Genomic DNA, 14,583 nt, shown 5'->3' with positions numbered 1-14,583 from the left:
TTATGGAATCAAAATGACTTTGCCGCACTGGCCCTTTCTCATCAGGTCAAACCCTTTTTCAAAGTCTTCAAGCGGAAACTGATGCGTGATCACCGGCGTCAGATCAACAAGGCCGGATTCAAGCAGGTGCGATACCTGCCGCCATGTTTCAAACATTTTTCTGCCTGTGATGCCTTGGACGGTAAGTCCTTTAAACACCACGTCATTTGTCAGGTCAACCGTCACCGGACGTTCCGGCAGACTCAGCATATGGAACCTTCCCCCGTTGGCCGCCATCTTTAATCCTTGTGCTATAGCTGCCGGGTGGCCTGACATTTCGCAGACAAGGTCGATCCCTTCTCCGCCTGTTAAGGTGTCGATCACCTCAAGCGGATCTTCCTTATCAGCTGAAATGGTGATCGTGGCTCCCAATTTCTTCGCAAGAGCCAGCCTGTAATCATTTTTATCAATGGCCGCAATACGGGATGCACCGGCCGCTTTAGCCACTGCCACCGCCATCAGCCCGATCGGTCCGCAGCCGATAATTGCAGCGGAACCGCCCGCAAGCAGGCTGCTTTCCAGCACCGTATGCACCGCGTTGCCAAGCGGCTCTTGAACAGAAGCGACGGCGGGGTCCATATCAGCGGGATTTTTCCAAACATTTCGAGCCGGCACTTTGACATATTCAGCGAAGGAACCGGCTGTATCTACGCCGAGGATCTTTGTATGGGTGCACACATGATGTTTTCCTGTTAAACAAGGGACACAAGTACCGCAGACGAAGTGGGTTTCAGCCGAAACGTAGTCACCTGTTTTGACATTTGTGACGTGCTTGCCCGTTTCCGCTACGATACCGCTGAATTCATGTCCGAATACTTGAGGTGTTTTGATTCGTTTCTGCGCCCATTGATCCCAATTATAAATATGCACATCTGTACCGCATATAGATGCGGCCTGTACTTTAATGAGAACTTCATTCTCATTAATGGAAGGTATGGGAATTTCTTTCAGAGTTGCTCCGAAAGCGTTTTCATTTTTGACGATAGCTTTCATCTTTCCTCCCAACATGTACACTCCTCCTCGAAAAAACACTGTAATAACTGGATTGTAACATGATATAAAAAGGAGGTAAACACCAGTGTCCACTCCGAGAAAACAACTGCTTCCGTCCGGAAAAATGGGCGGGATTTTTTTTGAATATTATATGAATAAAGCCATTTATCATCTCTTCGTACTATCAATATAATATTGTGAGAAAATATGACAACAATAAAAACAACCCGCTCGCCTTACGCAAGCAGGTTGAGAATGTCATGTTTTTGTTTTTAACGGGGTTCGACGATTAACTTAATCGCCGTTCTTTCTTCTCCGTCAATCTGTATATCTGTAAAAGCCGGAATACAAATCAAATCTACGCCGCTTGGCGCGACAAAGCCTCTGGCAATCGCAACCGCTTTAACAGCCTGATTTAAGGCACCCGCCCCAATTGCTTGAATTTCGGCGGCTCCGCGTTCCCTCAATACACCGGCAAGCGCGCCTGCTACTGAATTTGGACTTGATTTTGCTGAAACTTTTAAGATTTCCATTTCTGCTCCCCCTTAGTTTTACAATGGATAAGTGAGTGTTCATTAGAACAATCATTATTAGATGTTGCTATCCAAAAAGCCATCCCCACAATGCTTTTCAAAAATAGCGGGCTACCTTCCATTTCTACTATATTCACTAAGAAGTTGCTATATTCCTGCTTTTCCTTTTAATATTTTTATAAAATAAACACATGATCACCTATTCAAAGAACATATGGTCATCATTGATTAATATCCGTTCGATATTTACGGCCTTTTTCGTTTGATCGTCGATGTCAATGAGCACTCCGCTCAGCGTAGTTTTACCTTCCGCCACCGTAAACCGGACGGGAAGATTGGTTTTAAACCGCTTGATGACCGTTTCTCTGTCCATACCGAGAATTCCGTCGTACGGACCCGTCATGCCTACATCAGTAATATATGCCGTTCCTTTCGGCAAAATGCGGTTATCTGCCGTTTGCACGTGTGTATGGGTGCCTACCACGGCAGAGGCTCTTCCGTCTGTGTACCAGCCGATCGCAATTTTTTCGCTTGTCGCTTCGGCGTGAAAATCAATAAAAATGTACGGCGTGCGCTTTTTCGCTTCTTCTATTAATTCATCCGCTTTAGCAAACGGATCATCAAGCGGCGGAAGAAACGTCCGTCCCTGTAAATTAATGACGGCAAGCTCTTTTCCGTTCGATTTAATATAGGTAATGCCTTTGCCCGGCGTACCTTCCGGGAAATTCGCCGGCCGGACAAGATGCGGCACATCATCAATAAAGTCGAAGATCTCTCTTTTATCCCACGTATGGTTTCCCATTGTAATGGCATCTGCTCCCGCTTCCATCAGGCTGTGGTAGATCTTTTCTGTCAGTCCTTTTCCGTGTGCTGCATTTTCTCCGTTAATAATTGTAAAATGCGGTTTATGTTTCGCTTTCAGTTTCGGGACATATTCTTTTACCATGTCGCGGCCCGGGGAACCGACAACATCTCCGATAAATAAAATTCTCATACATTCCATTCCTTCCTTTTCAGGGACTCAAAAAAATAAAGTGATGCGCTAAGCATCACTTTATTTTGCATACTCTACGGCTCGAGTTTCTCTGATTACGGTCACTTTAATGTGGCCCGGATAATCAAGCTCGTCCTCAATTCGTTTACGGATATCACGTGCCAAACGATGGGCTTCTAAATCATTAATGGAGTCCGGCTTTACCATGATGCGAACTTCACGGCCGGCCTGAATCGCAAATGATTTTTCAACACCTTCGTAAGACTCGGAGATTTCTTCAAGCTTTTCAAGTCTGCGGATATAGTTTTCGAGCGTTTCACTTCTCGCGCCCGGTCTTGCGGCTGACAGTGCATCAGCGGCAGCAACCAGAACGGCGATAATGGAAGTCGGCTCTTCGTCTCCGTGGTGTGACGCAATACTGTTAATGACGACTGGATGCTCTTTATATTTGGTCGCAAGCTCCACTCCGATTTCCACGTGGCTTCCTTCCACTTCATGGTCAATTGCTTTTCCGATGTCATGCAGAAGACCGGCCCGCTTGGCAAGCTTTGCATCTTCTCCAAGCTCGGAAGCCATTAAACCGGCTAAAAACGCAACTTCCATAGAATGTTTCAGTACGTTCTGCCCGTAGCTTGTACGGAATTTCAACCGGCCGAGGATCTTGATCAGATCCGGGTGGAGTCCGTGAACGCCGACTTCAAACGTCGTCTGCTCACCCATTTCCCGGATATAGTCATCTACCTCACGGCGGGATTTTTCAACCATTTCTTCAATGCGCGCCGGGTGAATACGGCCATCCTGAACGAGTTTATCAAGAGCGATTCTTGCCGTCTCCCGTCTGATCGGATCAAATCCGGAAAGAATGACTGCTTCAGGTGTGTCATCAATAATCAGGTCAATACCTGTAAGCGTTTCAAGCGTACGAATGTTACGCCCTTCACGGCCGATGATACGTCCTTTCATCTCATCATTCGGAAGATTGACGACCGATACCGTCGTTTCGGCAACATGATCTGCTGCACAGCGCTGCAAAGCAAGCGACAGAATGTTTTTCGCCTTTTTATCTGCCTCTTCTTTCGCACGGTTTTCGGTTTCTTTTGTCATGATGGCGATGTCATGTGAAAGCTCATTTTCAACCCGGTCAAGAATGATTTGTTTCGCTTCATCCCGTGTCAGGCTCGAAATGCGTTCGAGTTCTGACTGCTGCATACGAATCATCTCATCCACTTTGCTTTCCATCTCTTCAATATGTTGTTGTCGTTCATTCAGAGAATGATCTTTCTTCTCCAACATCGCTTCCCGTTTATCAATTCCTTCATGTTTACGGTCAAGATTTTCTTCTTTTTGAAGTAAACGGTTTTCTTGTTTTTGAAGCTCATTTCGTCTTTCACGAACTTCCTGTTCAGCATCTATTCGAAGTGTATGGATTTCGTCCTTTGCTTCAAGCAGAGCTTCTTTTTTCAGTGCTTCAGCATCACGCTTTGCATCTTCAAGGATTTGCTCGGCAGCACCGCGTGCGCCCGCAATCTTTGCTTCGGCAATGGTTTTACGAACATAGTAGCCAACAACTAAACCGAGCAGAGTCAGCAAAATGGAGATGAGAACCGTCATTGGGGTCATACTTTCACCTCCTCTTGCTATGAACTTGGTTTTTGCTTAAATAAGTGCCGGCATGTACATTGTCTGATTTTCTCAACATACAGAACCTTCACAGGGAATGAGTCTCTCATGCCCTTGTCAAGTTTAAATGGTTTAACAATCATGTTAAAAAAACAAATGTTACAACTTCATTGTAATTGTGTCGGAAATACTTGTCAAGCTTGCCAGCTTAACGATTCGCCTTCAGCTCGGATCTTCGCCCATGTATATATCATACCATACCTAGATCCGCTTTTCGTGAATGACGGCTCTGTTAGTCCGGCTGGTTAAGCAATTGGTAAATTCTATTGTTTACCTGTCCTAATTTGGCGTTATTCTGAATGTTTGACAGTAATATGACATATTTGCTTGCCGAATGGCTGAAGCTGTTCAAAATGTTGTAACCGGGCATAACACCGTGATTGGAATAGCTTCCCGGATCAATGTAAAACCCCATGCCGTAAGCGGCACTGCTTCCTGCTGTAAACATTTTTGTGAAGCTTTCTTTTGAAAGGAGCGTGCCGTTTACGATCGCTTTATCAAATTTATAGAGATCTTCAGCGCTCATATACATGTCGCCCGCCCCGTACAGCTGTGATAAGTCCAGAAGGTGCGGCGTTACAAGACTGCCGCTCTCATCGACTTTGTAGCCGACGGCAGGATATTTGGCTTTGACAAATGTTTTGTAAAATCCGGCATGCTTCATTCCGGCCGGTTTGAACACGTGTTCTTTTATATATTGTTCATAAGACTCCCCGCTGACTTGAGATACGATATAAGCAAGCACTGAATAGTTGGAATCCCTGTAATCCCAAACCCCGGGCTGCCGTTTAATTCCGCGGTATTCTATATCCTTGATTAAATCAATTGGAGAAATCGGTCCCTGACCCTCAATATGCCCGTTTATGCCGGACGTATGATTGAGCAGGTTTTTCAATGTAATGCGCGTGCCGTTAGGAAAATTCGGCAAGTATGTACTGACGGGGTCACTCGTCTGCAGCAGCCCTTTTTCTTCAAGCTGCAGGACAGCCGTCGCGATTAACGCTTTTTGTGAAGAACCGATATAATATGATGTCTCCGGATTGTTTTTAATTTTTTGTTTTCGGTCCGCATAGCCAAAGCCTTTTTTCAGCACAACTTTTCCATCTTTTACGATCATTGCTGTGCCGCTGAACCCGATCTGTTGCAAGTAATTGCTGATCTGTTTATTGTGATCGATTGATTTAGGTGTTTTCTCTTTTTGCGTCTTTTCTTTTTTCTGTTGAGTCTGGTCTTTTGAAGTATCAGATTGAGCGGCGGGAGCGCTTTTAACGGATTCCTTCTCCCGATGATGCGCCGTGACGGTCCAGATCATAATAAAAACAGTGACAAGCAGCAGAAAAAGAAACAGCCCTCCCGTTTTCATCAGCTTCTTCTTTCTTTTTTTATTTATTCTTGTGCGGCGGGGGCTCGTCATCTTTTTTCCTCCTCAGATATAATTTCAACTTTCGCCATGATGTTAGACGAGTGAAGGGTGAAAAAAGTTGTAACATTCCAGATAAAATTTTCCGAAACAGCCAGTGTTTTTTTGAAACACACAAAAAAAGAGCGGAAATTGCTTATTCCGCTCTTTTGATCGTGTTTTTATTCTTCTAATTCCATCTCTTCCTGAACTTCTTCCGCTTTGTCCGTTACACCGTTATTGTCTAAACCGTAATATTCACGGATTTGTTCCTGAATCATCAGCATGATGTCTTTATTTTCTTTTAAGAACTGCTTGGCGTTTTCACGGCCCTGACCGAGGCGTTCTTCTTCATAAGAATACCACGAACCGCTTTTTTGCACGATATCCAGTTCAGTTCCAAGGTCGATGATTTCCCCTTCTTTGGAGATTCCTTCACCGTACATAATGTCCACTTCAGCCGTACGGAACGGAGGAGCGACTTTGTTTTTTACGACTTTAATTCTCGTTTTATTCCCCATGACGTCGTTGCCCTGCTTTAATTGCTCGGCACGGCGCACTTCAAGGCGCACGGAAGAATAGAATTTCAGCGCGCGGCCGCCCGGTGTCGTCTCCGGATTTCCGAACATAACGCCGACTTTTTCACGAATCTGGTTAATAAAGATTGCGATTGTTTTAGATTTATTGATGGCGCCGGAAAGCTTACGGAGCGCCTGAGACATAAGACGCGCCTGTAAACCGACGTGTGAATCACCCATGTCACCTTCAATTTCAGCTTTTGGAACAAGCGCCGCAACAGAGTCAACGACTACGATATCAACAGCTCCGCTTCGCACCAGCGCTTCAGCAATCTCTAGCGCCTGCTCTCCCGTATCCGGCTGAGAAAGCAGAAGCTCTTCGATATTGACACCGAGCTTTTGCGCGTAAACAGGATCAAGAGCATGCTCAGCATCAATAAATGCTGCCTGTCCGCCTTTTTCCTGAACCTCAGCGATTGCGTGAAGCGCTACAGTCGTTTTACCTGAGCTTTCAGGTCCGTATACTTCAATAATCCGTCCGCGCGGGTATCCGCCTATTCCGAGAGCGGTATCAAGTGCAAGGGAACCGCTTGGCACCGTTGAAATTCTTGTATCCGTTTTTTCTCCGAGCTTCATGATGGAACCTTTGCCGAATTGTTTTTCTATTTGCTTAAGAGCCATATCTAAGGCTGCCTGACGATCACTCATTTATTTTTTCCTCCTTTATCTTGCCACTACATATACTATACCTTGTTTACTGGCATTTGCCAAGAAAAAAGCGAACGCATATTCGGATTTTTTCCGCGTTCGCTTTTCTGCAAAAGAGCATAATTTCCCTTGTAAAACTTAAAAATCAGAGAAAACGCCTCTTTAAAACTTTATTTTTGATCCAGCATTTTCAAAATGAGATGGCAGCCGTATTTAGCGGCGCGCTTTCTGATTCCGGTTCTTGAGCCGGCAAAGTTAAATTCGTGCACCTCTTCTTTTCCTTCCGCCGAAATGCCGATAAAGACGCGGCCCGGCGCATGCCCTTCCTGCAGGTCGGGACCCGCAACCCCGGTAAAGCTGATGCCGATATCGCTTCCGGTCAGCTTTCTCACACCGGCTGCAAGCTCTTTCGCACACTCTTTGCTGACCGCTCCGCTTTCTGCGAGTGTCTCAGCTTTCACGCCGAGCACATGCTGTTTCACGCTGTCGGAATAGCAGACAACGCCCCCTGCAAATAGTTGAGACGCACCGCTTAAATCAGTCACCCACTCTGAAAACAGGCCGCCTGTAAAGCTTTCGGCAGAAGAAATCGTGATTTTGTTTTGTCTGCATGCTTTTGAAAGCTCCTTCACCAGAGACGTATCATCATATCCGTAGAAAAATTCACCGACACGTTCTAAAATGGCGGCTTCCGTTTCTTTTAAAAGCCGTTCTGTTTCTTTTTCGTCGGCATGTTTCGCCGTTAAACGCAGCGTGACCTCTCCGTCAGCGGCAAGCGGCGCAATCGTCGGGTTCGTCTGCGCATCAATGATATCTTCTAAATCAGCTTCAAGCTGGGATTCACCGATTCCGAAAAACCGCAGCACGGTTGAAACGATTTTCTCATTAGAACCGAGCTTTTTAAGAAGCAGCGGCTTCGCTTCATTTTCAAACATCGGACGCAGCTCACTCGGCGGCCCGGGAAGCAGCATATAAAGCCTTGAGCCGTGCTCTGCAAGCATTCCCGGCGCCATGCCGAAATGATTCGCCAAAACGTCTGAGCCCTCAATGACGAGCGCCTGTTTGCGGTTATTCGGCGACATGGTCCGTTTTGTTTTCGCGAAATATTCTTCGATCGACCGGAACGCTTCGTCATTCAGAACGAGCGGGCGCCCCAGTGTGTTTGCAATGGTTTCTTTCGTCAAATCGTCCTTGGTCGGTCCGAGGCCGCCTGAAAAAATAATTAGGTCTGAGCGCTCTTCGGCAATGCGGATGACTTGCTTAAGCCGCTCCGGATTGTCACCGACAGCGGTATGATAAAACACGTTTACACCGATTTCCGCCAGCTCTTTACTGATAAACTGCGCGTTCGTATTGGCGATCTGGCCGAGCAGAAGCTCCGAGCCGACTGCAATGATTTCTGCTTTTTTTGCTATTTCCATCTTTAAGTCCTTCTTTCTTAGTTAGATGTTTTTAACGCATCCCAGTTCTTCGCAAAATAATCCCAGCCGGAAATGACTGTGAAGAGCACGGCCACCCATAAAGCGATATCGCCGAACGGGAAAGAAACGAGCTCAAACGGAAGATTATGCAGCAAAAGCGCGGCAACAGCGATGATCTGAGCCCATGTTTTAATTTTCCCCAGCATATTGGCGGCTACAACTTCCCCCGTTCCCGCCAGCACAAGTCTTAATCCCGTTACGGCAAATTCGCGGCTGATGATGATGATGACCATCCACGCCGGCGCAAGGTCAAACTGCACAAGCGTAATTAATGCCGCGGACACCAGCAGTTTGTCAGCCAGCGGATCTAAAAATTTCCCGAAATTTGTCACGAGGTTCAGTTTTCTGGCGTAGTAGCCATCCACCCAGTCAGTCGTTGATGCGATAATGAACAAAACAGCTCCCGTAAGATGCGCGACCGGAATCGATTCATCCCCTATATGAACGCTGCCCCACTGAAAAGGAACAAGCATGATAATCATAAATACAGGAATTAAAGCGATTCTTGCCAGTGTGATTTTATTCGGTAAGTTAAACATAAAGCCCCTCCAATATATGTACTCGGACGTGAAGAAAAAGTCATCTTAATCGTTCAGATGACTTTTCCCCTTTTATTTTTTCATCTTGATTGTGATGGTCTGCGCCATCACATCATGCGGATTGAGTTCATAGGACAGAACCTCTCCGTTGATTTTAATTTTCAGGTTAGGGGCATAGCCCGTGCGGATTTCAATCTGCTTTTGATCCGTGACGTCTTTTTTAAAGGTTTCGCCTTTTTGCAGCGTTCCTTCTTTTAAAGAACCGCCGCTGTCATCACGGACGCGGATCCATGCGCTGTCAGAAGCAATCAGTTCAAGCTTATACTTATCTGCCCCGGAGACGTTGTATGAAGAAGCCGATCCTTCCGTTCCGGCCGCTTTGATCTCCGTCTTTTCACTGCTTTTTTCTTTCTTTTTCTGCTCTGACGCTTTTGTGTCCTTTTTGTCTTTTTTGCTGTCAGATTGCGCTTCGTCATTTGTATTGCCGTCGTTTTTCAGCGCAGAATCCTTAGGAATCTCATACTTGCTCTCACTTTGGGTGACTGCCTTATCTCCGTCTGTCTGCCCGGATTTGCTCATTCCGAGCTGAATAATCGCATAAATGATCGCGATGACGATAATGACACCGATGACGACAAGGACGGTCGGAAGCCATTCCGCCGCCTTTGAAGCGGACTTAGGAAGCTCCCTTTGCATGGCGAGACCGGAGATTTTTTCCGACACATCGTCATGGTACGTGTTAGGGATGTCTTTTTTATATTCTTCAAATAACTGATCTGAATCAAGCCCGACAGCTTCAGCGTATTGCTTGATAAACGCCCGCACATAAAAATTGCCGGGAATGACGTCATAATTGCCTTCTTCCAGAGCGGTTAAGTATCTTTTCTGAATTTTCGTCGCCGCCTGGAGTTCATCCAATGACATCCCTTTTTCCTCTCTGGCTTCTTTAAGCCGGATTGCTAATTCTGTCACAACAAACACCTTCCAATATTAAAAATCAAAGCTTGAAAAACCGGTCTGATCAAATATTTGCGGTTCTTCTGCATGTTCATATGTAATAACTTCGTCAGGATCATTTCTGAGTTCGATAATATAATCGAAATCATCGAGCGTATACTCCGAATTTTGAACAAAAATATCGGGGTGCTCCACGACCTTTGTCGCCGGAAGCCGCATAATTTCACTGACGAGCTGAAGATGGCGCTCAGATCCCCGTCTTGTCGAAACGATGCCGTCGAGGATAAACACGTTTTCCGTGCTGTATTCATCGGCAACCAGCTGGCTCCGGATCGTTTGTTTTAGCAGCGTTGATGATACGAAAAGCCATCTTTTGCTGGCACAAACGCTTGACGCAACGATGGACTCCGTTTTTCCGACCCTCGGCATTCCCCGGATTCCGATCAGTTTGTGCCCTTCTTTTTTAAACAGCTCGGCCATAAAGTCAACCAGAAGACCGAGCTCGTCCCTTTCAAAACGGAAGGTTTTTTTGTCATCGGCATCACGCTGAATGTATCTTCCGTGGCGGACTGCGAGACGGTCGCGAAGCCTCGGTTCTCTCAGCTTCGTTACTTTAATGGTCTCCATTGTTTTTAAAATTGATTCCAATCGTTTAATTTGATCTATATGCCGGCATCTGAGCAGCATTCCCCTTCTGGAAAGGTCGACACCGTTAATTGTGACAATATTAATTGACAGCATCCCGAGAAGAGATGAAATATCCCCGAGCAGGCCGGGGCGGTTCACTTGAATTTCATATTCAAAATACCATTCGAGCTTTGCCAAATGATATACCCCCTCCATTGTGGCAAATTTTTACCTTCCTTTATCATAAAACATTTTTCTCTAATTAGAAAGAAGAATGTTGCTCTATAGAGGAAAACATAAAAAAAGAGAGGAGAAATCCCCCCTCTTAATGAGTGCTGTTATTTTCAACAAGCTTCACCATCATATTTGCGATGGCGCGCTGTTCATCTTCAGAAGCAACGCTCCAAAGATCAGCAAGCACTTTTTCCTGATGGTTTTTCGAGTCGACTTCGTTCGCAAGGTAACCGCCGATTTCTGTAGCGAGGTCAGTGATCGTTTCATCACTCATCCCTTTTTCCTGCGCATAGTTCAATCTGTCGCCAAGGAAATTCTTCCAATTATCCCAGTTTTCTAATACTGACATGTTGGGTTCCTCCATTTCATCTGTTGTTACAAAATTATTTTGTCCGTACAGATGCAAACTATACACACATTTTTTTCAGCAGTGCCAGCCGCCGTTTACGGATAATATATGCCCCGTAATATAGGAAGCCTTGTCCGATAATAAAAAGGCCGCCGCTTCGGCGATTTCCTCCGGCTTTGCCAGCCGGCCCGCGGGAATTTCCTCTGCCAACGCTTCTTTTTCATCAGACGTGAACTGATCAAGCATATTTGTATCAACGGCACCCGGCGAGACTGCATTCACGCGGACGCCGCTCGGAGCAAGCTCTTTGGCAAGCGCTTTGACGAACGAATGCTGCGCTCCCTTGACCATGCTGTATAATACCTCGCACGATGCGCCTGTTTCTCCCCAGACGGAACCGATCGCGACGATGCCCCCGCTTTTTTTCCGGATCATGCCGGGCATCAGATTACGCGCCAAAAGAAACGGACTCGTTACATGCAGCTGCACCATCTCCCGCGCCGTGTCATCCGTAACGTCCGTAACCAGGCCGAAATGACTTTTGCCGCTGTTTAATATCAGAGCATCCACAGGCTGCTTAACGGAACGGCTGAGTGTCTCCGCGCCATCCGGTGAGGACAGATCCGCCTGAATAACGGAGGCTTTTACGCCGAATGATGCGCTCAGCCTTTCCGCGAGCCTGTGTGCGGCTTCCTTATTAGAATGATAATGCAAGAGGACGTCATACCCGTTTTTTGCGAGGACTTCACTTATACTTTGTCCGATTCCGCCGCTTGCTCCGGTTACGAGCGCTGTCTGTTTCATCAATCAATACTCCTTCTTTCCCCAGAAAAACATCCCTCAGCGCGTGAGGGATGTTTTTGTTATGATTTTGGCACGACTTTGCAGACTGTCAGCCTGTCTTCTGATATTTCTTCTTTAATGACCCGCTTTACGTCATCCAGCGTAATCTGCTCCAGTACGGTTACGACATCAAACAGACTCATATCTAAAAAGGCGTAGCGTGTGAATTGGTTGGCGATATATTCAGGCGAATTGAGCGCTTTTAAGAATGACCCGATCTTCTTTTTTCTCGCAAGATCAAGTTTTTCCGCAGTCACGGCTGATTCTGCATCAAGCAGCATGTGTTTTAATTCGTCAGCGAGCTTATCCGGCTCCGGTGTATCTCCTCCGACAGAGGCAAAACCGAATCCGTATTCAGCCGTGTAATCAAAGCTGAAAGTTTCATCAATGTAGCCTTTGTCGTACAAGTCACCGTAATGCGGTGAGCTTTTTCCGAAGAGACATTCAAGCATGAGGTTCATGCTGAGCTCGTGCTTCAACAGCTTCTGCCCCGTTTTATAAGGGTCTTTCGCCTTTAAGCCGACAAGACATTTTGAGCCTTGCACGTTCATTTTTAATTCCTGCTCCCGGCGGAAAACCGCTTCCTGCTCCTGAACTTCTTCACGTTTGATTTCAGGCTGGTCTGTAAACGGCTTTTTCTCCTGGTTTTCCCGCACCTGGCTGATGACCGCTTCAGGATCTACGGGACCGACGATAAAGAGCAGCATATTGCTCGGGTGATAAAACGTTTCATAGCACTCATACAGCAGATCTTTCGTAATATGAGAGATGCTCTCCACCGTTCCGGCAATGTCAATTTTCACGGGGTGGTCTTTATACATATTTTCGATAAGGCCGAAAAACAGCCGCCAATCCGGATTATCATCATACATATTGATTTCCTGGCCGATGATGCCTTTTTCTTTTTCAACTGATTTTTCCGTGAAATACGGGTCCTGAACAAAATCTACGAGTGTTTCCAGGTTTTTCTCCACATTAGAAGTGCTGGAGAACAGATAAGCGGTTCGTGTAAATGATGTAAAGGCATTTGCCGACGCCCCCTGCTTACTGAAGTCCTGAAACACGTCGCCGTCCGCTTTTTCAAACAGTTTATGCTCCAGAAAATGCGCGATTCCGTCAGGGACGTGTACCATTTCTTCCTTATTTAAAGGAACGAATTGATTGTCAATGGAACCGTACTTTGTCGTAAACACGGCGTATGTTTTATTAAAGCCCTGTTTCGGCAGCACATAGACATCAAGGCCGTTTGCCATTTTTTCATGATACAGCGTTTCCTGAAGCTGTTCGAAGTTTATCGGTTTAGTCAAGATGCTCCCCCCGTCCCTTTTAAGAAATAAGTCGTATCCAGCTTAATGTTCTTTCCGACATTGATAATGTCCTCTTTTGTCACTTTCTCGATATTGTCAAGGAATCTTTCGATCGGTATCTCTACTTGGGCTGAGGCCTGCTGATACAGAAATTCCGCTAAGCCGTATGCCGTATCAATGGTTTCTAATACTTGATTTTTAATAACGGCTTTCGTTTGGGCGATATCATCTTCTGAAAAGTCACCGTTTTGCATAGCCTGAAACTGTTCTTCAATGATGGTGACGGCCTGCTTGTAATTTTTCACCTCAATGCCCGACATGACCATCAAAAGCCCTTTGAAGCTTTCCACCCTTGAGGCTGCATAATAGGCGAGGCTCGCTTTTTCACGGACATTTATAAACAGCTTTGAATGAGAGAAACCTCCGAACAGCCCGTTAAACACTTGCAATGCAGGATAATCCGGATCTGTATATGTCGTATTGGTCCGGAATCCGATATTCAGCTTGCCCTGCTTGACGTCCTCTTCATCAATGACTTCCTTCGGATCGGGCTGTTCATTCGCCGCGCTTCTTTCAAAAGGCTGAAGCTCCCGTTCTTCCGTTTTAAAATACGTATCAACGGCCGTTTTCACCTGATCTGTATCAACATCGCCGATGACGTACAGGTCCAGCTGATCTTCGCGTATGGCTTTTTGATAGGCTTCATACAAATCTTGCGGTGTAATGTGTTCAACATCATCGAACTCGCCGTTGACGTGAAGGGCATACGGTTCGCTTTTGCACATTTCCTGAACGAGACGCAGATTAGAATATCTCATCTTATCATCATATACGGCTTGAATCCGCTGTTTCAGCGTCCGTTTTTCCTGCGTGACATAAAGGGGCAGGAAGGCGCCGTTTTCCAAAGCGGGCGAAAAGACAAGCTCTGATAAAAGCTGAAGGCCTTTTTCCAATAACGGTGTGCGGTCCTTCAGATACTTTTCATTAGGAATCTCAAGTCTAAACGTAATGACATGACGTTCTCCCTTTTTTGTCAGATCAGCTGAAACGGATGTGCCGTACAGTTCATCAAAATAAGACCGCAGATCAGCGGTTTTCGGGCGGCTTTCTGTTCCGCGCAGAAGCACATGCGGAAACAGCGCCCTTTTTGTTACGAGCTCTTTCGTTAAAGGAGCCAGCATTTTAAACGTCAGCGAAACGGTTTTAAATTTCTCGGTCTTTACGATGTGGGCGGTGATCCCGCCGTGCTTTGACTTCATTTCATTTACGTAAGTCATGTGAAACCTCCTTCGTTCATTCTTTCATAGTATGTATTATGACCAAATTTCAGCATTCGCAAAAAAGAGTGCGCAGATGTAATTATATCAACTGGAGGATTTATA

General features: G+C 46.0%; 14 protein-coding genes. All 14 read right to left on the bottom strand.

Annotated elements, in window-relative coordinates:
- The 14 genes from tdh to yfmF all read right to left on the bottom strand — a co-directional run bounded on the left by tdh (nt 1) and on the right by yfmF (nt 14,478).
- Complete coding sequence (gene tdh, locus NSQ37_RS14410) at nt 1-1,047, bottom strand: L-threonine 3-dehydrogenase (protein WP_136396371.1); 1,047 nt, start codon at nt 1,045-1,047, stop codon at nt 1-3.
- Between the two features lie 257 nt (nt 1,048-1,304).
- Complete coding sequence (gene spoVS, locus NSQ37_RS14405) at nt 1,305-1,565, bottom strand: stage V sporulation protein SpoVS (protein WP_003154135.1); 261 nt, start codon at nt 1,563-1,565, stop codon at nt 1,305-1,307.
- Nucleotides 1,566-1,764: 199 nt separating this feature from the next.
- Complete coding sequence (locus NSQ37_RS14400) at nt 1,765-2,559, bottom strand: TIGR00282 family metallophosphoesterase (RefSeq protein WP_003154137.1); 795 nt, start codon at nt 2,557-2,559, stop codon at nt 1,765-1,767.
- Nucleotides 2,560-2,619: 60 nt separating this feature from the next.
- Nucleotides 2,620-4,179, bottom strand: coding sequence for a ribonuclease Y (gene rny / locus NSQ37_RS14395; RefSeq protein ID WP_003154140.1), 1,560 nt, complete (start codon nt 4,177-4,179; stop codon nt 2,620-2,622).
- A gap of 292 nt (nt 4,180-4,471) precedes the next feature.
- Nucleotides 4,472-5,653 (bottom strand): serine hydrolase domain-containing protein, encoded by a 1,182-nt coding sequence (locus NSQ37_RS14390; RefSeq protein WP_059366981.1) that lies wholly within the window; start codon nt 5,651-5,653, stop codon nt 4,472-4,474.
- Nucleotides 5,654-5,820: 167 nt separating this feature from the next.
- On the bottom strand, nt 5,821-6,864 hold the full coding sequence (gene recA, locus NSQ37_RS14385) for a recombinase RecA (protein ID WP_003154145.1): 1,044 nt from the start codon (nt 6,862-6,864) through the stop codon (nt 5,821-5,823).
- A 170-nt stretch (nt 6,865-7,034) separates the two neighbouring features.
- Nucleotides 7,035-8,285, bottom strand: coding sequence for a competence/damage-inducible protein A (locus NSQ37_RS14380; protein WP_085341999.1), 1,251 nt, complete (start codon nt 8,283-8,285; stop codon nt 7,035-7,037).
- 17 nt (nt 8,286-8,302) lie between these two features.
- A complete protein-coding gene (gene pgsA, locus NSQ37_RS14375) occupies nt 8,303-8,884 on the bottom strand; it encodes a CDP-diacylglycerol--glycerol-3-phosphate 3-phosphatidyltransferase (protein ID WP_007409821.1) in 582 nt (193 codons plus the stop codon).
- 72 nt (nt 8,885-8,956) lie between these two features.
- On the bottom strand, nt 8,957-9,856 hold the full coding sequence (locus NSQ37_RS14370) for a helix-turn-helix domain-containing protein (protein ID WP_014417801.1): 900 nt from the start codon (nt 9,854-9,856) through the stop codon (nt 8,957-8,959).
- Nucleotides 9,857-9,874: 18 nt separating this feature from the next.
- Nucleotides 9,875-10,666 (bottom strand): DUF3388 domain-containing protein, encoded by a 792-nt coding sequence (locus NSQ37_RS14365; protein WP_007409819.1) that lies wholly within the window; start codon nt 10,664-10,666, stop codon nt 9,875-9,877.
- Between the two features lie 127 nt (nt 10,667-10,793).
- Nucleotides 10,794-11,051, bottom strand: a complete 258-nt coding sequence (locus tag NSQ37_RS14360) for a DUF3243 domain-containing protein (protein ID WP_003154150.1) — start codon at nt 11,049-11,051, stop codon at nt 10,794-10,796.
- Nucleotides 11,052-11,126: 75 nt separating this feature from the next.
- Nucleotides 11,127-11,855 carry an elongation factor P 5-aminopentanone reductase gene (gene ymfI, locus NSQ37_RS14355; RefSeq protein WP_043021102.1) on the bottom strand — a complete coding sequence of 243 codons (729 nt, stop codon included), beginning with the start codon at nt 11,853-11,855 and terminating at the stop codon, nt 11,127-11,129.
- Between the two features lie 59 nt (nt 11,856-11,914).
- Complete coding sequence (gene yfmH, locus NSQ37_RS14350; RefSeq protein ID WP_059366982.1) at nt 11,915-13,201, bottom strand: EF-P 5-aminopentanol modification-associated protein YfmH; 1,287 nt, start codon at nt 13,199-13,201, stop codon at nt 11,915-11,917.
- Nucleotides 13,198-14,478, bottom strand: coding sequence for an EF-P 5-aminopentanol modification-associated protein YfmF (yfmF, locus tag NSQ37_RS14345; RefSeq protein WP_012117578.1), 1,281 nt, complete (start codon nt 14,476-14,478; stop codon nt 13,198-13,200). Before yfmF ends, yfmH begins: the two co-directional genes overlap by 4 nt.
- Between the last annotated feature and the right edge of the window lie 105 nt (nt 14,479-14,583).

It is taken from the genome of Bacillus sp. FSL P4-0334 (assembly GCF_038004825.1).
Classification (GTDB): Bacteria; Bacillota; Bacilli; order Bacillales; family Bacillaceae; genus Bacillus; species Bacillus velezensis.
Note: the sequence above shows the minus strand (reverse complement) of the source record. Positions and strands in the feature narration are given on the sequence as shown.

Bases quoted from the DNA above. Each gene is read 5' to 3' on its own strand.
- NSQ37_RS14390 (WP_059366981.1), bottom strand. From the start codon at position 5,653: ATGACGAGCCCCCGCCGCACAAGAATAAATAAAAAAAGAAAGAAGAAG.
- ymfI (WP_043021102.1), bottom strand. From the start codon at position 11,855: ATGAAACAGACAGCGCTCGTAACCGGAGCAAGCGGCGGAATCGGACAA.
- spoVS (WP_003154135.1), bottom strand. From the start codon at position 1,565: ATGGAAATCTTAAAAGTTTCAGCAAAATCAAGTCCAAATTCAGTAGCA.
- pgsA (WP_007409821.1), bottom strand. From the start codon at position 8,884: ATGTTTAACTTACCGAATAAAATCACACTGGCAAGAATCGCTTTAATT.
- NSQ37_RS14400 (WP_003154137.1), bottom strand. From the start codon at position 2,559: ATGAGAATTTTATTTATCGGAGATGTTGTCGGTTCCCCGGGCCGCGAC.
- NSQ37_RS14380 (WP_085341999.1), bottom strand. From the start codon at position 8,285: ATGGAAATAGCAAAAAAAGCAGAAATCATTGCAGTCGGCTCGGAGCTT.
- recA (WP_003154145.1), bottom strand. From the start codon at position 6,864: ATGAGTGATCGTCAGGCAGCCTTAGATATGGCTCTTAAGCAAATAGAA.
- NSQ37_RS14360 (WP_003154150.1), bottom strand. From the start codon at position 11,051: ATGTCAGTATTAGAAAACTGGGATAATTGGAAGAATTTCCTTGGCGAC.
- tdh (WP_136396371.1), bottom strand. From the start codon at position 1,047: ATGTTGGGAGGAAAGATGAAAGCTATCGTCAAAAATGAAAACGCTTTC.
- yfmF (WP_012117578.1), bottom strand. From the start codon at position 14,478: ATGACTTACGTAAATGAAATGAAGTCAAAGCACGGCGGGATCACCGCC.
- rny (WP_003154140.1), bottom strand. From the start codon at position 4,179: ATGACCCCAATGACGGTTCTCATCTCCATTTTGCTGACTCTGCTCGGT.